The organism is Pseudomonas sp. SJZ077 (assembly GCF_007993905.1).
GTDB classification, from domain to species: Bacteria; Pseudomonadota; Gammaproteobacteria; order Pseudomonadales; family Pseudomonadaceae; genus Aquipseudomonas; species Aquipseudomonas mandelii.
In genome coordinates, this window is sequence record NZ_VIUJ01000002.1 from 98,363 (window position 1) to 116,561 (window position 18,199).

The following is an 18,199-nucleotide window of genomic DNA, read 5'->3' on the forward strand; positions in this document are numbered from 1 at the left end:
TTACGAATGGAGGCTCATCATGAGCGCTGTTATCACGCCTGCAGATTTTAACGATTACAAAGTGGCCGACATGTCCCTGGCTGCCTGGGGCCGTCGCGAAACCATCATCGCCGAATCCGAAATGCCAGCCCTGATGGGTCTGCGCCGCAAGTACGCCGGTGAGCAGCCACTCAAAGGCGCCAAGATCCTTGGCTGCATCCACATGACCATTCAGACTGCCGTGCTGATCGAAACCCTGGTTGCCCTGGGTGCCGAAGTGCGTTGGTCGTCCTGCAACATTTTCTCGACTCAAGACCAGGCCGCTGCCGCTATCGCAGCTGCCGGTATCGCGGTTTATGCCTGGAAAGGCGAAACCGAAGAAGAGTACGAGTGGTGCCTGGAGCAAACCATCCTCAAAGATGGCGCGCCTTGGGATGCCAACATGATCCTCGACGACGGCGGCGACCTGACCGAGCTGCTGCACAAGAAATACCCGGCGATCCTGGACCGCGTCCACGGCGTCACCGAAGAAACCACCACTGGCGTTCACCGCCTGCTGGACATGCTGGCCAAGGGCGAGCTGAAAATCCCGGCCATCAACGTCAACGACTCGGTGACCAAGAGCAAGAACGACAACAAGTACGGCTGCCGTCACAGCCTGAACGATGCGATCAAGCGTGGTACTGACCACCTGCTGTCCGGCAAGCAAGCGCTGGTCATCGGTTACGGTGACGTGGGCAAGGGCTCGGCTCAGTCCCTGCGTCAGGAAGGCATGATCGTCAAGGTCTCCGAAGTCGACCCGATCTGCGCCATGCAAGCCTGCATGGACGGCTACGAGCTGGTTTCGCCGTTCATCGACGGTATCAACAACGGTACTGAAGCCAGCATCGACAAAGCCCTGCTGGGCAAGATCGACCTGATCGTGACCACCACCGGCAACGTCAATGTTTGCGATGCAAACATGCTCAAAGCCCTGAAGAAGCGCGCTGTTGTCTGCAACATCGGCCACTTCGACAACGAAATCGACACCGCTTTCATGCGCAAGAACTGGGCATGGGAAGAAGTGAAGCCGCAGGTTCACAAAATTCACCGTACCGGCCCTGGCGCATTCGATGCCCAGAACGACGACTACCTGATCCTGCTGGCCGAAGGCCGTCTGGTTAACCTGGGTAACGCTACCGGTCACCCAAGCCGCATCATGGACGGTTCGTTCGCCAACCAGGTTCTGGCGCAGATCTTCCTGTTCGGCCAGAAGTACGCCGACCTGTCGCCAGCCCAGAAAGCCGAGCGCCTGACCGTTGAAGTACTGCCGAAGAAACTCGACGAAGAAGTGGCCCTGGAAATGGTCCGAGGTTTCGGCGGCGTTGTGACTCAACTGACCAAGACCCAGGCCGACTACATCGGCGTGACCGTCGAAGGTCCGTTCAAGCCGCACGCTTACCGCTACTAAGACAAAGCAGCTGCGAGCTTTAAGCTTCAAGCGGCAAGCAAGGTCAAAAGCCGAACTTGCCGCGCGAAGCTCGAGAGCTCTGCCCCTATTCCAAAACAGTTTCAGGCAGCAGGCTCCAGGCACAAGAGATCAGCGCACCTCCGCTTCTCTTGCAGCTCGCAGCTTGCAGCTTGTAGCTGGAGGTTCCCTCCATGTCCCAAGACCGTCGCTACAGCTTCGAGTTCTTCCCTACGAAGACCGACGCTGGGCATGAAAAGCTACTCGCCACTGCCCGTCAGCTGGCCACGTACAACCCCGATTTCTTCTCCTGCACTTATGGCGCTGGCGGTTCGACCCGTGATCGCACGCTCAACACCGTATTGCAGCTCGAAAGCGAAGTCAAAGTCCCGGCCGCGCCGCATCTGTCTTGCGTTGGCGACAGCAAGGACGACCTGCGCGGCCTGCTGGCTCAATACAAGGCAGCCGGCATCAAGCGTATCGTTGCCCTGCGCGGTGACCTGCCATCCGGCATGGGCATGGCCAGCGGCGAAATGCGCCACGCCAACGACCTGGTTGAGTTCATTCGTGAAGAAACCGGCGATCACTTCCACATCGAAGTCGCCGCCTACCCGGAGATGCATCCGCAAGCGCGCAATTTCGAAGACGATCTGAACAACTTCGTGCGCAAGGCTAACGCTGGCGCCGACAGTGCGATCACCCAGTACTTCTTCAACGCCGACAGCTACTTCTACTTCGTCGAGCGTGTACGGGCGATGGGCGTGAACATCCCGATCGTGCCGGGGATCATGCCGATCACCAACTACAGCAAGCTCGCGCGTTTCTCCGACGCTTGCGGTGCGGAAATCCCGCGCTGGATCCGCAAACAGCTGGAAGCCTACGGCGACGACACCCAGAGCATTCAAGGCTTTGGTGAGCAAGTCATCACCGAAATGTGCGAACGCCTGCTGCAAGGTGGCGCACCGGGGCTGCACTTCTACACACTGAACCAGGCTGAAGCGAGCCTGGCGGTGTGGAACAACCTGAAGCTGCCGCGCTGAAACAGTGCAGCACTCCAATGAAGGCTCTGGCGCAATCCAGGGCCTTTTTTATGGATTGCGCCTCGGGCCAGAGCTTCTGGATCCGATTTCTGGCTCTTTATGACTTCTCGTCGTAATCTCAAGCCATGCCTCTGATCGCACAGTTACTCACCGTGTTTCTATTCTCTTGCCTGAGCTTTGCCGCCCGGGGCGAGAAGTTGCGCATTGTCACCGAGCCGTGGGCGCCTTATGTCTATGAGGAAAACGGCAAATCCCTGGGCCTGGATTACGAAACCACGGCGATCGTGTTCAAACGCCTGGGGATCGAAGTGGACTGGCAGTTCCTGCCATGGAAACGCTGCCTGTCGATGCTTGAAACAGGCCAGGCGGATGGAGCGCTGGACATTTTTCACAGCGATGAACGCGACGCTACCTTGCTCTACCCCAGCGAACCGCTGTCGGAAGTCGAGTTCGTGATGTTCTACGCTAATGAGCGGCCCCATCCGTTCCGCACCCTCGACGACCTGAAAGGCCTGACCGTCGGCACCTCGCCGGGCTACCTCTATAGCAAGGATTTCAGCGAGTCGACTTTGTTCACCCGGGAGCCGGCGCCAACCCATGAAGCCAACTTCGGCAAACTGGTGCGCGGGCGGATCGACCTGCTGATCACTGATCGCCGGGTCGGGCAGCACTTGCTCGACGAATTGGGCATCCGCGACAAGATCACCGAAAACCCCACCGTCATCAGCCGCCAGAGCCAGTTTTTGGCGGTACGCCGTAACGCCGGCATGGATTTGCTGGTGCAGCGTTTCGGTGCCGAACTCAAGCGCTTCAAGCGCGAGCCCGCCTACGCTGAGCTCAGCGCCCGTTATGGTGCAGGCCCGGGGGTGCAAGCCGCCGCCACCACCACCGAAAAAACCGTTGAGCAGCAGGAAAGCGGCGCGCAGTGATTGCTCTGTTATACTCCGGCCTTCCCGCCAGGCTCACGCCCGGACGCTCGGACTTGTTCAAGGCATCTCGATCCGCTACAGCGCAGCTTTTCAGCCCGCGCGAGCGCTCCAGACGAGCTTTCAAGACCCAGCAGGACCGGACGGGATTGCGTTCCTCTTAAACGCCATTCGCGCCAGGCAAGACTCCCATTGGGCCAAGCCCTAACTAAAACAGGATTACTCATGTCCTTTGCTTCCCTCGGTCTCTCCGAGGCTTTAGTCCGCGCCATCGAGGCAGCGGGCTATACCGAGCCTACTCCGGTGCAACAGCGGGCTATCCCCGCCGTGTTGCAAGGTCGCGACCTGATGGTCGCGGCTCAGACAGGTACTGGTAAAACCGGCGGCTTCGCCCTTCCGATTCTGGAGCGGTTGTTCCCCAACGGTCACCCGGACAAATCCCAGCGTCACGGCCCGCGCCAACCGCGCGTACTGGTCCTGACCCCTACCCGCGAACTCGCGGCTCAAGTCCACGAGAGCTTCAAGGTGTATGCCCGTGACCTGAAGTTCGTCAGCGCCTGCATCTTCGGCGGCGTCGGCATGAACCCGCAGGTTCAGGCCATGTCCCGTGGTGTCGACGTGCTGGTGGCCTGCCCTGGCCGCCTGCTCGACCTCGCCGGCCAAGGCAGCGTCGATCTGTCCCACGTGGAAATCCTCGTGCTGGACGAAGCCGACCGCATGCTCGACATGGGCTTTGTCCATGACGTGAAGAAGGTCCTGGCTCGCCTGCCGAGCAAACGTCAGAACCTGCTGTTCTCGGCGACCTTCTCCAAAGACATCACCGACCTTGCCGGCAAGCTGCTGCACAACCCGGAACGCATCGAAGTTACGCCGCCGAACACCACGGTCGAGCGTATCGAGCAACGCGTCTTCCGCCTGCCAGCCAACCACAAGCGTTCGCTGTTGGCGCACCTGATCACCGCTGGCGCCTGGGAACAGGTCCTGGTGTTCACCCGCACCAAGCACGGCGCCAACCGTCTGGCCGAGTACCTGGACAAACACGGCCTCAGCGCCGTCGCGATCCACGGCAACAAGAGCCAGAACGCCCGCACCAAAGCCCTGGCCGACTTCAAGGCCGGTGAAGTGCGCATTCTGGTCGCCACCGACATCGCCGCTCGCGGCCTCGACATCGACCAGTTGCCACACGTGGTCAACTTCGAGCTGCCGAACGTCGACGAAGATTACGTTCACCGTATCGGCCGTACCGGCCGTGCCGGTCGTTCGGGCGAGGCGATCTCGCTGGTCGCCCCGGACGAAGAAAAGTTGCTGAAAAGCATCGAGCGCATGACCAAGCAGAAGATTGCCGATGGCAACCTGATGGGCTTCGACTCCAGCGCTGTAGAAGCCGAGAAACCGGAAGTTCGCGAGCGTCCGGATGTGCGTAACCCACGCAACCCACGTGGCCCGCGCGGCGACGGCCCGAACGGCACCGGCGGTGGCGGCGGTCGTAAAGACAAGGGCAAGGACAAGGGCGGCAAAGAAAAAGCGCCTGCCACTGGCCGTGGCGATCGCCCGGCCCGTGAACACAAGCCACGCGAAGGCACCCCGGCTCGCGAGCAACAGCGTCCGGCTCCTCGTGCCGCCGTTGATCGTGCTCCGGATGAGTTCCTGGACGACGATGTGGATAACTTCGGTAACCGCGTTGACTACGTGCCTCAAGCCAAACCGGCTCAGGGCCGTGGCCGCCGTCCGGGTGCTCCGGCACCAGGCGCGGCAGCCGGCGCAGGTGCTCCACGCACCGGCGGCAAGCCTCAGGGTCGCCAAAGCGGTCCGCGCAGCAGCGACGGCGCCACCACCGGCACGCCGCCGGCCAAGCGCAGTGGCCCACGTAACGGTGCTCCACGTGACGGCCAGGCCCGTCGTGAAGAGTCGCGCAACCGTCGTCCGGCTCGCACCGACGACCAGCCGCGTTCGGAACCGGCCGTGCAAAACCCGCGCGGCCCGGCACCGAAGATCATTCACAAGGAGTCGAAAACCGATCGTTTCCCGACTCCAGAGCAACTTGATCAACTCCCAGGCCGTCCACGCGGTGAGAAGCCAGCGTTGCTGACCCGCAATCGCTGATTTAGCACTGCCATAAAAAATGCCCCGGCTCTCACGACCCGGGGCATTTTTTTGGCCTGACGCAACCCCCTGTAGGAGCGAGGCTTGCCCGCGAAGGGGTCAACCGGATTTCTGTGGAGAGGCCGCTGGCGCTTTCGCGGGCAAGCCTCGCTCCTACAGGATTTTGGGTGCGACGCAGATTATGTTCGGCCATAAAAAACGCCCCCGATCGCGAGATCGGGGGCGTTTTCGTGTCAGGGGCGAAAATTACTTCGCCTTCACACCTTCAAACGAAACGTACAACTCGACGGCATCGGACGCTGGGCCCAGGTCTTTCTGCTTGCCGAAGTCGGAACGCTTGATGCTAGTGGTGCCTTCGAAGCCGGCACGGTAGCCGCCCCATGGATCCTTGCCTTCGCCCAGGAAGGTAGCCTTGACCACGACTGGCTTGGTCACGCCAAGGATGGTCAGGTCGCCGGTCACGTCGGCAGTGTCTTTGCCAGCGGCGTTTTTGCCGGTGGATTTAACGCTGGTGGAGACGAACTTGGCTTTAGACCCGTCCAGGAAGTCTTTGCTGGCGATGTGCTTGTCGCGCTCGGCATGGTTGGTGAACACACTGGCGGTGTTGACGTTGAACTCGATCTTGCTCGCTTCCGGCTTGGCCGCATCGAAGCTGAACTTGCCGTCGATGTCCTTGAAGGTACCGGTGATGTAGCTGTATCCCAAGTGGCTGATCTTGAAGTCAACGAAGGCGTGCTGGCCTTCTTTGTCGACGACGTAGTCAGCCGCCATCACGTTAGCGGACAGCAGAGCCGAACCGATTGCCAGAGCAGCGAGTGTTTTTTTCAACATGCTTTCTATTCCTTTGGAGTCGAGGTTGAACTTCAGGCTTTGCGGCCCAGCATTCGATTGAGGGTCGCATCACGATCGATAAAGTGGTGCTTCAATGCTGCCAACGCGTGGAGACCGGAAAAAATTACCAGCGCCCACGCCAGATACAGATGAATCACACCGGCGGTGTCTGCCTGGTCCGGTAGTCCGGAAACCAGCGCAGGAATTTCAAACAGGCCAAACACCGAAATCCCGACACCGTCTGCGGTGGAAATCAGGTATCCGGCAATCATCACAGCAAACAGGCTGAAGTACAGGAACGAATGACCGAACTTGGCGCCGAGACGCGTCATGCGGCTATATGTCTCCAGTGTCGGCGGTGGCGGGCTGATAAAGCGCCACAACACCCGCAGGACCATGACAGCCAACAACACCAGGCCAATGCTCTTGTGCAATTCCGGCGCGTCTTTGCGCCAGGTGCTGTAGTAGTCGAGACCGACCATCCACAAGCCCAGCGCGAACAAACCGAAGACCGCCAGCGCCACGCCCCAGTGCATAAAGACGCTGACCCAACCGTAGCGGGAAGAAGAGTTACGTAGCTGCATTGCCCAAATCCTGTGAGAACTGCGACCAAGACTATCGAGTTATCTATCGAATTAAAGCGGAAAATTTCGCTTTGAAATATCGAGAAATACGATCAAGAGTCTGAAATAGAGTCGTTAAGGAAAGATTAAAGACCAATGTGTAATAAAAAATGAAGTCCAGCCATGGAACACCTGCGCCACAAGATTTATTCGATTCTTGTGATTGGTTTCTTTCAGGCATAAAAAAACGCGGCATGTCTGCCGCGTTTCTTTGAGTGCCAAAAGCTTACTGCGCTTTGGTTTCCGTCGCCGGGGTCGTAGAAGTTTTTGCCGCTGGTTTCTTCGCGGTTTCAGCCTTCTTCGCCGGGGCTTTGGCCGGCGCTTTTTTGGCTTCGGTCTTGGCAGCAGGCTTTTTCACCGGGGCTTTCTTGGCCGGCTCGGCTTTCACCGGGGCCACAGGCTTCGGCGCTTCAACCGGTGCAGGTGCTGGAGTCGGTGCCGGCGTTGGAGCAGGTGTCGGCGCCACTGGCTCTGGTGCCTTGACCGGTTCCGGCTTCTTGTCGTCATCGGACGAACCACCGAACAGGTTAGTGAAGAAGTTGCCTTTCTTCGCCGCCACCGCGCCGGCCGCTACAGCGGTCGCTGCCGGCACAACCTTCGCAGGCTCAAACGACTTGCCCGCCGCCAGGTCTTCAACCTGACTGGCTGCACGTTGACCGGTGCGCAATGCGCCTTCCAGCGTGCCTGGGTACAAGGTGTCGGTGTGTTCGCCAGCGAACGCTACGCGTTGCAGCGGACGTTCCCACAGGCGCCAGTATTTGCTGATCTGGCCCGGGCCGAAGGCCAGGTAAGCGCCGCCCATCGACGGGTCGGTGCTGTAGCGGCGGATTTCATAACCGGTGAAAGAACCGCGTGCCTGTGGATAAAACGCGTGCAGACGAATCAGCACCTGGTCGACCATCTGCTTGTCGCCGAACGCCTGCATCACCCGTGCGTTGTCGCCGGACAGGTTGATCACCACGTTGGCGCCACCCTTCAGCGCCGGCTCGACCCACAACATGCCCAGGCCGGTGTTGCTGTAGATCTCGCCGGACATGCGCGCCTTGCTTTCCCACACTGGCGTCTTGAACTTCAGCATGATCTGGTCACGCCAGCCGTAGTTGGTGCCCTTGATGGCACCAAGGTGCTGGGCGTCCAGCGCCGGGATCATCTGAATCTTGTTCAGGGCGCGCAACGGCACGGCCACCACCACATAGTCAGCCTGATAGCCGACGCTGCCGACTTTGACGGTCACACCGTCCTTGTCCTGGTTGATGGACGACACCGGAGAGCTGGTCTTGATGGTTTTCAGCTGTTTGACGAAGGCCTGGGCCAGTACCGGGCTGCCGCCGAGCAGGCGCGAAGCGCGCAGGTCACGGTCGGAGACGCCACGGTAAACACGGCTCTGCTGTGCGAAATACAGCAACGACAGGCGCGAAGGTTCGTCGTAACGGGTACGAATCTGCTGGTTCACCAACTGACGTGCCGTGGCTGGCAGGCTCAGACGGTCGAGCCAGTTGGAAACGTTGATCTGATCCAGAGCGTGCAGCGTACTGTTGGCCGCCGGGTTCTGTGGATCTTCGATCGAACGCGCCAGATCGTCCAAGGTCTTTTCGTAGCGCTTGAGGGCTTCGGCGGTGGCCGGTTCCTTGGTGGCCAGGTCGGCGGCGGTGTAATACACGCCATCGATCAGGTAGCTCGGGGTCCGCACGAATTCAGGGGCTGGCGTGGTGCTCAGCTTGAAGGTCGATACGTATTTGTTCAGCACCGGTTGGGTCTTGTCGTTGCCGATCCACTCACTGGTGGCCATACCGGAGCGACCGCCCAGGCTCGGCTTGGCTTCCAGCAGGGTCACCTGCCAGCCTTTGTTCTGCAGTTCATAAGCGGCAGTAAGGCCCGAGAGCCCGCCGCCGATCACGATCGCCGTTTTATCCTTGGCCAGCGCAGACACGCTGAACAGCCCCAACATCACCAGCGCACAGGCGCGCAGCCAACCAGCAGACATTCAGCGAACTCCGGAAATACACGAGGAAATAGCGGTTTTACGAGTCAGACGACTCAAAGAACCGCGAAGAATACGTCAGCCATCAAAAGGCCGCCAGCGACGTCTATCGACCTATACAAAGTAGCTCAATCGACACAATGGGTTGTCCCCGTGCGATGCATTGCATAGGCTTGCGCGATTGTTTGCCCGCGAAACCAGCGAGCCGCCTCGAGGAGACTGAACATGGGCCTGAATAATCAGTGGATGCAACGCGATCTTGCGGTGTTGTGGCATCCCTGCACCCAGATGAAAGACCACGAACAGCTGCCACTGATCCCGATCAAGCGCGGTGAAGGCGTATGGCTGGAAGACTTCGAAGGCAAACGCTACCTCGACGCCGTCAGCTCCTGGTGGGTCAACGTGTTTGGCCACGCCAACCCGCGCATCAACCAGCGCATCAAGGATCAGGTCGATCAGCTGGAGCACGTGATTCTGGCCGGTTTCAGCCATCAGCCGGTGATCGAGCTGTCGGAGCGTCTGGTGAAGATGACGCCGGAAGGCCTGACGCGGTGCTTCTACGCCGATAACGGTTCGTCCTGCATCGAAGTCGCGCTGAAAATGAGCTTTCACTACTGGCTCAACCGCGGCCAGCCGAACAAGAAGCGCTTTGTCACCCTGACCAACAGCTACCACGGCGAAACCATGGCGGCGATGTCGGTGGGCGATGTACCGCTGTTCACCGAAACCTACAAGGCGTTGCTGCTGGACACCATCAAGGTGCCGAGCCCCGATTGCTACTTGCGCCCCGAAGGCATGAGCTGGGAAGAACACTCGCGGAACATGTTCGCGGCCATGGAACAGACGTTGGCCGAGAACCACGACACTGTCGCGGCGGTGATTGTCGAGCCGTTGATCCAGGGCGCCGGCGGCATGCGCATGTATCACCCGGTGTACCTCAAACTGCTGCGCGAAGCCTGTGATCGCTATGGCGTACACCTGATCCACGACGAAATCGCCGTCGGCTTCGGCCGCACCGGGACGATGTTCGCCTGTGAACAGGCCGGCATCCGCCCGGACTTCCTCTGCCTGTCCAAGGCCCTGACCGGCGGCTACCTGCCGCTGGCGGCCTGCGTGACGACCGAGGATGTCTACAGCGCGTTCTACGACGACTACCCGACCCTGCGCGCCTTCCTGCATTCGCACAGCTACACCGGCAACCCGCTGGCGTGCGCGGCGGCTTTGGCGACGCTGGATATCTTCGAAGAAGACAACGTCATCGAGAACAACAAGGCATTGGCGCAGCGCATGGCCAGCGCGACCGCGCACCTGGCCGATCACCCGAACGTTTCGGAAGTGCGCCAGACCGGCATGGTGCTGGCCATCGAGATGGTCAAGGACAAGGCAACAAAAGAAGCTTATCCGTGGCAAGAGCGTCGCGGTTTGAAGGTGTTCCAGCACGCGCTGGAGCGCGGTGCTTTACTTCGACCGTTGGGCAGCGTGGTGTATTTCCTGCCGCCGTATGTGATTACACCGGAGCAGATCGATTTTCTGGCCGAAGTGGCCAGTGAAGGGATCGACATCGCGACCCGTGAAGGCATCAGCGTGTCGGTGCCGAAGGACTTCCACCCCGGCTTCCGCGATCCGGGCTGAGTCACCGAAAAACCCTGTGGCGAGGGAGCTTGCTCACGCTCGGCTGCGAAGCAGTCGTACTCCGGCTTGCGCGTTTTAACTGACAAATCGCGGTCGCCGGGTTTGGGGCGGCTTCGCAACCCAGCGGGAGCAAGCTCCCTCGCCACAAAAGCTGATTGAGCACGCTGCTATATTCGACTTTTACAGAGATCCAAGATGAGACTGTCCCGCTTCTTTATCGACGCCCCCTTGAGCACCGGCGAACACGAATTGCCCGAGGCCCAGGCCCATTACATCAGCCGCGTGCTGCGGATGGCCGAGGGTGATGCGCTGCAATTGTTCGACGGCTCAGGCCATGAGTTTCGGGCCACGCTGGTGGAGGTCGGCAAGAAGCGCGTCGTCGTGCAGATCGATGAAAGCTTCGCCGGGCAAATCGAGTCGCCCTTGCAGATCCACCTCGGCCAGGGCTTGTCCCGAGGCGAGCGCATGGATTGGGCGATTCAGAAAGCCACTGAACTGGGCGTCACCGAAATCACCCCGATCTTCAGCGACCGCTGTGAAGTCCGCCTGAAGGATGAACGCGCCGACAAACGCCTGATGCACTGGCGCCAGGTGGCGATCAGCGCGTGCGAGCAATGCGGGCGTTCACGGGTGCCGGTGATTCATCCGCCGCTGTTGCTGGCGGACTGGTTGAAGCAGACCGAGGCTGAGTTGAAACTGGTGCTGCATCCGGTGGCTGAGCCGTTGGTGAGTCATGCCAAACCGACAACCTTGGCGTTTCTGATCGGGCCTGAGGGCGGGTTGTCCGATGCTGAAGTCGAGCAGGCCAAGGCTGGCGGTTTTCATGCCGCCCGCCTCGGTCCTCGCGTATTGCGCACCGAAACCGCACCCGTCGTGGCATTAGCGGTGGCGCAACAACTGTGGGGCGACTTCTAGGTTCTGATCGTTCCCACGCTCCGCGTGGGAATGCAGCCCGTGACGCTCCGCGTCACTGGACGCAGAGCGTCCCTAGAGGCATTCCCACGCAGAGCGTGGGAACGATCTGTCCGCAACTACTGCACCGGATCACTCACCGGTTTGGCGATGATGGCTTTCAGCTCGCTGGTCATCGGGAATTCCAGGTTCAAGCCTTTGGGCGGGATCGGCTGTTGGAACCAGCGGTTATAGATGCCGTTGATTTCTCCCGAGCTGTACAGGTCGGCCAGCGTGGAGTTGACCAGTGCCAGGAACTGCGGATCATCCTTGCGCACCATGCAGCTGTAGATTTCCCGCGACTGCTCCTCACCCACCACCACCCACTTATGCGGATCGCGGGCCTTCGCTCGTTCACCATAGAGCAGCGCGTCGTCCATATAGAACGCCGCCGCCCGACCCGACTGCAGCATCTGGAAAGCCTCGCCATGGTCCTTGGCGCTGATCACGAACATATCGATCTTGTGATCGACGTTGTAACTCTTCAGAAACCGTTCATTCGTTGTGCCCGCGGTGGTCACGACGTTCTTGCCGCGCAGGTCAGCGAAACTCTTGATGCCGCTGTCCTTCGCCGTGAGCAACTGACCCTTCACGTAGATAAACCCGTAGGAAAACGCCACTTGCTGCATGCGCTCGGCGGTCACGCCGGTGGAGCCGCACTCAAGGTCGACCGTGCCGTTCTGCACTAGCGGAATGCGCGTTTGCGAGGTCACCAGGTTGTACTTCACCTGCAGATCCGGCAGTTCAAGCTTTTGCTTGATGCGCTCGACAATCTTGCTCGCCAGGTCCACCGAATACCCCATCGGCTGCCCCGTGTGATCACCCACGTAGGAGAACGGCACCGACGCGTCGCGATAGCCCAGCGTGATGCTCTTGGCATTGGCAACCTTGTTCAGCGTACCGGTCAGTGGCGTTTCGTTGGCCTGGACCTGACTGGCGAGCAGCAGACCGAGGGTGCAGCCGATCAACGTGATTTTTTGCATTGTTATTCTCCGTTGTGGGTTGAGCGATTAGCGGCGCGCTGCGATCACGGTGATTTCCACCAGGACCTCGGGACGGGCCAGTTGCGCCTGCAAAGTAGTGCGGGTTGGCGCTTTGCCCGGTGACAGCCACTGCGACCAGACCTCATTCATGGCGGCAAAATCGCGGCCAATGTCGTTCAGGTAAATGGTCGCGTTGAGCAGATGATCCTTGTCGCTGTCAGCTTCGGCCAGCAACGCATCGATCTTCGCCAGCACCTCGGCGGTTTGGCCGGTGACGTCGAGGCTGTCACCCGGAACCTGTCCCGAGAGAAACACCAGATCGCCAAAGGTCACCGCGCCAGAGAGCCGGCTGTTGCTGTTGATACGGTTGATGCTCATCGGTTTTTCCTTTTCAAGTCAGGCGACGCGGGGGGCGAGGCCCTGCATTTCAATCGAGGGTGCGCGCCGGGCGATCAACTCGCTGAGCAACCGGGCGCTGCCGCAAGCCAGGGTAAAACCCAGGGCGCCATGGCCCAGGTTGAGCCACAGGTTGCGGTACGCCGTGGCCCCGATCAACGGCACGCCGCTGGGGGTGGCCGGGCGCATGCCGGCCCATTCGATGGCGGCGGTGTAATCGCCGGCATTGGGTAAGGTTTCCTGCGCCTGGCGCTTGATCAGCGCCAGACGTTTGGGGTCGAGTGCCGGGTCGAAACCGACGATGTCGACCATCGCCGCCACGCGCAGTTGATCACCGATGCGGGCATAAACGATCTTGCGGTTGTAATCGGTGATGCTCAGCTCCGGCGCGCGATGTTCGGTGCGCACGGGCAAGGTCAGGCTGTAGCCCTTGAGCGGATACAGCGGCAGGTGCATGCCGGGCAGCGCCAGCGCCGGACTGCGATGACCGGCGGCGATCACCAGTTGCTCGACCGGCAGCACGTGCGAACCCATTTCTACAGCCTGCACCGCGCCATCCGCGTGGCGAATGCCGGTGACCTTGCGTCCCAGCAAAAACTCGCAACGCCCCGACGCCTGGAGCCGAGCCAGCAGTTGCTGGCAGAAAGCATGGCAATCGGCGACTTCTTCATCAGGCGTATAAATCGCGCCCACAAACGGCGCCTCGGCAAGCGCAGGCTCCAACTGTGCGCATTCGGCACGCGACAGCACGTGCTGCTGTTGCGGATCGGCCAGGCCATGGCGCGCATGCTCAAAACTTGCGGCTTCACGAAACGTCACCAGTTTGCCGTTGCGCCGCCAAGCGAAGCCGTCGAGACGGTCTTCGTCCCGCCAGCCTTGCAGCGTGGACTGGCTCAGCAGCGCCAGACGCAGCAGGTGCGCGCCGTTGCGCTGATTCACAGAACGACGGCACGCCGCCAGGAAGGACCCCATCCAGCGCCATTGCGCCGGGTCCAGGCGCGGACGCAACTTCAGCGGAGAGTCACCGCGCAGCATCCAGCCAAGCGCCTGCAACGGCACGCCGGCATCGGCCAGAGGCGCGACGTAACGGTAGGACAACTGGCCGCCGTTGGCGAAACTGGTCTCGCTACCCAGCGAATCCCGGGCCTCGATCAGCGTCACGTCGATGCCGTCGCGAACCAGTGCGTAAGCCGTCGTCAGGCCGATGACGCCGCCACCGATGATGCAAACCCGCTGAGCCATGTCTGTCCTTAACCGTTGTTGAAACAGGCTTCAGGTTAGGACCAGGTGACAGACCTTGAACAATGCATAAAGATGCCTGACCCATAAACAAAGGTTATGGACTTGCCATGCGACTGCGACACATCGAGATTTTCCAGGCCATCCGCCAGACCGGTTCGGTCAGTGGCGCCGCGCAGTTGCTGCACGTGTCGCAGCCGGCGGTGAGCAAAGTGCTGCAACACGCCGAGCAGCAACTGGGCTTCCCGTTATTTCTGCGGGTGCGCGGTAAATTGCAGGCCACGCCCGAAGCGCTGGAGCTTGAGCGCGAAGTCGACAAGGTCACCGAAAGCCTGCAAGGCGTGCGACGTCTGGCTCAGAGCCTGCGCCGCGAGCCGGGTCACAGCGTAAGGATCGGCGCGATCCCGGCGCTGGCCTTGTCGCTGCTGCCGCCGGCCATCAACGAGTGGACGCAACGCTACCCGGACATTGTCTGCGAGCTGTCCAGCGCCCACAGCCGTGAGTTGATGCAGAATTTGTTGATGCGCGAAGTGGATGTCGCGCTGACCTTGCAACCGCCGGATCATCCGGGCCTGAAGGCGCAGCCCCTGGCCTGCGGGGTGTTGGTGGCGCTGGCGCCGTTGGGCTATTGGACCGACGACGCCTTGGGCCAGCCATTACCCTTGATCGAACTGGCCGGCGCGCCGCTGATCGGCCTGTCCAGCGCCGATCCGCTGGCGGCCAGGCTCGACAGCTACCTTGAGGCGGTCGAGCCGCCACCACGGGTTCGCATCGCCGTGCAGACCTATTCGCTGGCGCGGGCGATGGTTGAATCCGGTGCCGGGCTGGCGGTGATCGACCCGTTTACTGCGCTTGGCGCATCCCCCGCCACCACGGCGATTCGACCTCTGGCGCCAGCGTTACCGATCACGTTGTATGCGGTCACCCGCGCCGACGAACCGCCGCCCCATACCTTGAGCGACTTGTTGCAGGTGTTCAGCCGACGGGCGCAGGCACAACTGGATCGCCTGTGTTCCTGAGGGAGCATGCCTGCTCGCGAATGCGGTGGATCAGTCAGCGATGATGTCGACTGACCTGGCGCTTTCGCGAGCAGGCTCGCTCCCACAGGTTTTTCATATAGCTGCGGTGCGATCTACAAGACATAAAACATAATCGCCACGAAGTGCAGCAGACTCCCGGCGATCACGAACAGATGCCAGATCCCGTGGGCATGACGCAAACGACTGTCCAGCGCAAAAAAGACAATGCCCACGGTGTACAACACGCCGCCCGATGCCAGCCAGGCAAAACCTGTGCTGCCCAGCGCCGCCAGTAGCGGCTTGACCGCCACCAGCACGATCCAGCCCATCACCGCGTAGATCACGATCGACAGAATCCGCGCTTCCGAACGCGGTTTGATCTCTTGCAGGATGCCGATCAGCGCCAATCCCCAGACAATTCCGAACAAGGTCCAGCCCCACGGCCCGCGTAGCGTCACAAGACAGAATGGCGTGTAACTGCCCGCAATCAGCAGGTAGATCGAAAAGTGATCGACCTTCTGCATGATCGCTTTCTTGCGCCCGCGCACGCTGTGGTAAACGGTCGATGCGCTGTAAAGCACCATCAAGGTAAATCCGTAAATCGCCACGCTGACAATCTTCCACGGGCTGCCGTCCATGCTGGCAATCACCAGCATCCACACCACCCCGACCATCGCTGCCACCGCACCGACCAAATGCGTCCAGGCGTTCAATCGTTCCCCGTGATACATGTGTCGCCCACCTCAACATTCGTTACAACATGGCGCAAGGCTCAGCCCTTGAGCCTAAAAGCGCAATGTTTCAGATCACAAATCCGCGCATACGTGCACAATCGAGCCATTCGACCAAGAGTCACGCCCATGCTGATCGACGAAGAGTTGACCCTGAAAAAACTCGAGGTGTTCCTCGCCTTCATGCGCACCGGCAACCTGGCCCGGGCCGCGGCCGAGTTGCAGACCAGCAACGTCAGCGTGCACCGCGCCATTCACTCGCTGGAAAGCGCCTTGCGCTGCCCGCTGTTCAAACACGAAGGCCGCAACCTGACACCGCTGGAAAGCGCTTATGTGCTGGAAGAACGCGCCCAGAAGCTGATTCAGGACGTGGTCGAAACCGTGCGCCTGACCCGCGAAGCGGCCGGGTTCTCCGCCGAACGCTTCAAGCTCGGCTCGTTGTATTCGCTGACGGTGAAGACGGTGCCGCAGCTGATCATGGGCCTGAAAATCCGTCGCAGCGAGCTCAACATCGATTTGATCCTCGGCTCGAATTTCGACCTGCTGTACAAGCTCAAGAACATGGAAGTCGACGCGATCCTGGTGTCCCTCGACGACAGCGTCAACGACCCGGACTGCGAGCAGATTCCACTGTTCTCCGATGACATCTTCCTGGCCACGCCAGCGGATTCGAAGTTTGCCCAACGGGCGGAAGTCGACCTGGCCGAAGTGCGCGACGAAACTTTCATCACACTCACTCAGGGGTTTGCCACGCATCAGGACGGCAACCGGGTGTTCAAGCAGGCGGGGTTCGAGCCGAAGGTGGCGATGCAGGTCAACGACATCTTCACCCTGCTGAGCATGGTCAGCTCGGGGGTGGGTTATGCGTTGCTGCCGGGGCGGATTGCGGCGGTGTATGAGAACCGTGTGAAGCTGATTCCGTTGCAGGAAAAGTATCGGTTGCAGCAGCACATTGGCGTGGTGTTTTTGAAAGCCAAGGAGCGCGATCCGAATCTGCTGGCGTTGTTGGCAGAGTGTCGGATGTATGCCAATCGCCAGGCCTGAGACCCTGTCGCGCCCTTCGCGGGCAAGCCTCGCTCCTACAGGCATTGCGCAGATCCTGTGGGCGCGTGGCTTACCCTCTAGCGCATCAGCCCATTAATCCGCGCATGATCAGAAACAGTAACGAAGGCCCGAGTAAACAGCCCAATGCCGTGTAGAACGCGGCGGTCAGGCAACCATAAGGCAGCAGTTTCGGATCCGTGGCCGCCAACCCGCCCGCCACACCGCTGGATGTCCCCATCAAGCCCCCGAAGATCACCGCACTGCGTGGGTTGTTCAGACCAATCATCGGCGCCACGAACGGCGTCATGACCATCACCAGAATGGCTTTGATCAACCCTGCGGCAATCGACAGCGCCATGACCTCGGAACTGGCACCGATGGCAGCCCCGGTCACCGGACCGACGATATACGTCACAGCCCCGGCACCAATGGTGGTCAGGCTGACCGCATCGGTGTATCCGAAGGCCATGGCCACGGCGACACCGGCAATAAACGACGTCCCGACGCCGACGAACAACGCCAGTACTCCGACAAAACCGGCACGTTTGAGCTCATCGACACTGACGCCAAACGCCGTGGCCACAATGGCGAAATCGCGCAACATGGCACCGCCCAGCAGGCCGATCCCGGACAGCAACGGGATGTCCACCACGCCTTTCTGGCCACCGGTCAACGCACCACCGACATACGACAACAACAGGCCGAGCAAAATGGCGATGGCCGAGCCGTGCAAGCGGCCTTTAGTGAACGTATTGGAAATCCAGTAGGACACCCACATGGTCACGCCGACAATCAGAAAGCCACTGATCAGGCTGTAACCGGTAATTACCTTCATCATCGATTCGTACATGGCGATCACCCTACCGTCTTCGGAGGAATGACAGAGGCGGGTTCCTTGTTGCCGATGCGTACCAGCACCGGCACCAAGGCAAAGGCGATAACCACCGCTGCCGTCCCCGCCAGAATCGCCATCGGCCCACCCTTGAGTGCGCCATAGACGTTTTGTTGCGCCGCCATGGCGACGACGATCGGGATATAAATTGCGCTCCAGAACTCCACGCCCTGCTCTGTCTTGCCTTTGAACCAACCACTTTTATTCAGGTAACTGCCGAGGCCGATCAACAGAAGCATCGCAATACCTACACCGCCAACGTTGGCCGGTACGCCAATCAGCTTGCCGAGCAGTTCACCGACAAAAATACCCACCAGGGTACAAAAGGCGAGAAACGCCACACCATAAATAATCATTGTTGTTGTCCTCAAAGTGCATCGTC

General features: G+C 60.3%; 17 protein-coding genes. 8 read left to right on the forward strand and 9 right to left on the reverse strand.

What is annotated here, in order from left to right; translation table 11 throughout:
* The first annotated feature begins 19 nt into the window (after window positions 1–19).
* The 4 genes from ahcY to FBY01_RS04115 all read left to right on the forward strand — a co-directional run bounded on the left by ahcY (window position 20) and on the right by FBY01_RS04115 (window position 5,495).
* Window positions 20–1,429 (forward strand): adenosylhomocysteinase, encoded by a 1,410-nt coding sequence (gene ahcY / locus FBY01_RS04100; RefSeq protein ID WP_077747242.1) that lies wholly within the window; start codon window positions 20–22, stop codon window positions 1,427–1,429.
* A 191-nt stretch (window positions 1,430–1,620) separates the two neighbouring features.
* Window positions 1,621–2,466: a methylenetetrahydrofolate reductase [NAD(P)H] gene (gene metF / locus FBY01_RS04105; RefSeq protein ID WP_010466919.1), complete on the forward strand. Its 846-nt coding sequence runs from the start codon at window positions 1,621–1,623 to the stop codon at window positions 2,464–2,466.
* Window positions 2,467–2,591: 125 nt separating this feature from the next.
* The gene (locus FBY01_RS04110) at window positions 2,592–3,395 is read left to right on the forward strand and encodes an ABC transporter substrate-binding protein (RefSeq protein WP_010466917.1); all 804 of its coding nucleotides are present in this window, start codon (window positions 2,592–2,594) and stop codon (window positions 3,393–3,395) included.
* Between the two features lie 222 nt (window positions 3,396–3,617).
* Window positions 3,618–5,495: a DEAD/DEAH box helicase gene (locus FBY01_RS04115; protein WP_010466915.1), complete on the forward strand. Its 1,878-nt coding sequence runs from the start codon at window positions 3,618–3,620 to the stop codon at window positions 5,493–5,495.
* 246 nt (window positions 5,496–5,741) lie between these two features.
* Here the strand turns inward: FBY01_RS04115 and FBY01_RS04120 are convergent, their stop codons facing one another.
* The 3 genes from FBY01_RS04120 to FBY01_RS04130 all read right to left on the reverse strand — a co-directional run bounded on the left by FBY01_RS04120 (window position 5,742) and on the right by FBY01_RS04130 (window position 8,933).
* Entirely contained in the window at window positions 5,742–6,326 is a 585-nt protein-coding gene (locus tag FBY01_RS04120; protein ID WP_077747241.1) for a YceI family protein, read from the reverse strand.
* Window positions 6,327–6,358: 32 nt separating this feature from the next.
* Window positions 6,359–6,910, reverse strand: coding sequence for a cytochrome b (locus FBY01_RS04125; protein ID WP_010466911.1), 552 nt, complete (start codon window positions 6,908–6,910; stop codon window positions 6,359–6,361).
* Window positions 6,911–7,175: 265 nt separating this feature from the next.
* A complete protein-coding gene (locus FBY01_RS04130) occupies window positions 7,176–8,933 on the reverse strand; it encodes a flavin monoamine oxidase family protein (RefSeq protein ID WP_145306751.1) in 1,758 nt (585 codons plus the stop codon).
* Between the two features lie 222 nt (window positions 8,934–9,155).
* On the opposite strand from FBY01_RS04130, the gene FBY01_RS04135 reads away from it, so the two are divergent.
* Entirely contained in the window at window positions 9,156–10,562 is a 1,407-nt protein-coding gene (locus FBY01_RS04135) for an adenosylmethionine--8-amino-7-oxononanoate transaminase (protein ID WP_077747239.1), read from the forward strand.
* A gap of 195 nt (window positions 10,563–10,757) precedes the next feature.
* The gene (locus FBY01_RS04140) at window positions 10,758–11,477 is read left to right on the forward strand and encodes a 16S rRNA (uracil(1498)-N(3))-methyltransferase (protein ID WP_010466899.1); all 720 of its coding nucleotides are present in this window, start codon (window positions 10,758–10,760) and stop codon (window positions 11,475–11,477) included.
* A gap of 116 nt (window positions 11,478–11,593) precedes the next feature.
* On the opposite strand, the gene FBY01_RS04145 is transcribed toward FBY01_RS04140, so the two are convergent.
* The 3 genes from FBY01_RS04145 to FBY01_RS04155 are packed head-to-tail and all read right to left on the reverse strand — an operon-like array spanning window position 11,594 to window position 14,134.
* A complete protein-coding gene (locus FBY01_RS04145) occupies window positions 11,594–12,496 on the reverse strand; it encodes a transporter substrate-binding domain-containing protein (protein WP_017341248.1) in 903 nt (300 codons plus the stop codon).
* A 27-nt stretch (window positions 12,497–12,523) separates the two neighbouring features.
* Window positions 12,524–12,874 (reverse strand): RidA family protein, encoded by a 351-nt coding sequence (locus FBY01_RS04150; protein ID WP_010466895.1) that lies wholly within the window; start codon window positions 12,872–12,874, stop codon window positions 12,524–12,526.
* 18 nt (window positions 12,875–12,892) lie between these two features.
* The gene (locus FBY01_RS04155; protein WP_145306749.1) at window positions 12,893–14,134 is read right to left on the reverse strand and encodes a D-amino acid dehydrogenase; all 1,242 of its coding nucleotides are present in this window, start codon (window positions 14,132–14,134) and stop codon (window positions 12,893–12,895) included.
* A 107-nt stretch (window positions 14,135–14,241) separates the two neighbouring features.
* On the opposite strand from FBY01_RS04155, the gene FBY01_RS04160 reads away from it, so the two are divergent.
* The gene (locus FBY01_RS04160; RefSeq protein ID WP_077747237.1) at window positions 14,242–15,150 is read left to right on the forward strand and encodes a LysR family transcriptional regulator; all 909 of its coding nucleotides are present in this window, start codon (window positions 14,242–14,244) and stop codon (window positions 15,148–15,150) included.
* Window positions 15,151–15,263: 113 nt separating this feature from the next.
* On the opposite strand, the gene FBY01_RS04170 is transcribed toward FBY01_RS04160, so the two are convergent.
* A complete protein-coding gene (locus FBY01_RS04170) occupies window positions 15,264–15,881 on the reverse strand; it encodes a hemolysin III family protein (protein WP_010466891.1) in 618 nt (205 codons plus the stop codon).
* A 129-nt stretch (window positions 15,882–16,010) separates the two neighbouring features.
* On the opposite strand from FBY01_RS04170, the gene FBY01_RS04175 reads away from it, so the two are divergent.
* Window positions 16,011–16,925, forward strand: coding sequence for a LysR substrate-binding domain-containing protein (locus FBY01_RS04175; protein ID WP_077747236.1), 915 nt, complete (start codon window positions 16,011–16,013; stop codon window positions 16,923–16,925).
* An 85-nt stretch (window positions 16,926–17,010) separates the two neighbouring features.
* Here FBY01_RS04175 and madM read toward each other — a convergent pair whose 3' ends face one another.
* Complete coding sequence (madM, locus tag FBY01_RS04180; protein ID WP_145306747.1) at window positions 17,011–17,775, reverse strand: malonate transporter subunit MadM; 765 nt, start codon at window positions 17,773–17,775, stop codon at window positions 17,011–17,013.
* Window positions 17,776–17,780: 5 nt separating this feature from the next.
* Complete coding sequence (madL, locus tag FBY01_RS04185; protein WP_010466888.1) at window positions 17,781–18,173, reverse strand: malonate transporter subunit MadL; 393 nt, start codon at window positions 18,171–18,173, stop codon at window positions 17,781–17,783.
* Window positions 18,174–18,199: the final 26 nt, after the last annotated feature.

Bases quoted from the DNA above. Each gene is read 5' to 3' on its own strand.
- FBY01_RS04145 (WP_017341248.1), bottom strand. From the start codon at position 12,496: ATGCAAAAAATCACGTTGATCGGCTGCACCCTCGGTCTGCTGCTCGCC.
- FBY01_RS04110 (WP_010466917.1), top strand. From the start codon at position 2,592: ATGCCTCTGATCGCACAGTTACTCACCGTGTTTCTATTCTCTTGCCTG.
- FBY01_RS04175 (WP_077747236.1), top strand. From the start codon at position 16,011: ATGCTGATCGACGAAGAGTTGACCCTGAAAAAACTCGAGGTGTTCCTC.
- FBY01_RS04160 (WP_077747237.1), top strand. From the start codon at position 14,242: ATGCGACTGCGACACATCGAGATTTTCCAGGCCATCCGCCAGACCGGT.
- FBY01_RS04115 (WP_010466915.1), top strand. From the start codon at position 3,618: ATGTCCTTTGCTTCCCTCGGTCTCTCCGAGGCTTTAGTCCGCGCCATC.
- madM (WP_145306747.1), bottom strand. From the start codon at position 17,775: ATGTACGAATCGATGATGAAGGTAATTACCGGTTACAGCCTGATCAGT.
- FBY01_RS04155 (WP_145306749.1), bottom strand. From the start codon at position 14,134: ATGGCTCAGCGGGTTTGCATCATCGGTGGCGGCGTCATCGGCCTGACG.
- FBY01_RS04135 (WP_077747239.1), top strand. From the start codon at position 9,156: ATGGGCCTGAATAATCAGTGGATGCAACGCGATCTTGCGGTGTTGTGG.
- madL (WP_010466888.1), bottom strand. From the start codon at position 18,173: ATGATTATTTATGGTGTGGCGTTTCTCGCCTTTTGTACCCTGGTGGGT.
- FBY01_RS04120 (WP_077747241.1), bottom strand. From the start codon at position 6,326: ATGTTGAAAAAAACACTCGCTGCTCTGGCAATCGGTTCGGCTCTGCTG.
- ahcY (WP_077747242.1), top strand. From the start codon at position 20: ATGAGCGCTGTTATCACGCCTGCAGATTTTAACGATTACAAAGTGGCC.
- metF (WP_010466919.1), top strand. From the start codon at position 1,621: ATGTCCCAAGACCGTCGCTACAGCTTCGAGTTCTTCCCTACGAAGACC.
- FBY01_RS04125 (WP_010466911.1), bottom strand. From the start codon at position 6,910: ATGCAGCTACGTAACTCTTCTTCCCGCTACGGTTGGGTCAGCGTCTTT.
- FBY01_RS04140 (WP_010466899.1), top strand. From the start codon at position 10,758: ATGAGACTGTCCCGCTTCTTTATCGACGCCCCCTTGAGCACCGGCGAA.
- FBY01_RS04150 (WP_010466895.1), bottom strand. From the start codon at position 12,874: ATGAGCATCAACCGTATCAACAGCAACAGCCGGCTCTCTGGCGCGGTG.
- FBY01_RS04130 (WP_145306751.1), bottom strand. From the start codon at position 8,933: ATGTCTGCTGGTTGGCTGCGCGCCTGTGCGCTGGTGATGTTGGGGCTG.
- FBY01_RS04170 (WP_010466891.1), bottom strand. From the start codon at position 15,881: ATGTATCACGGGGAACGATTGAACGCCTGGACGCATTTGGTCGGTGCG.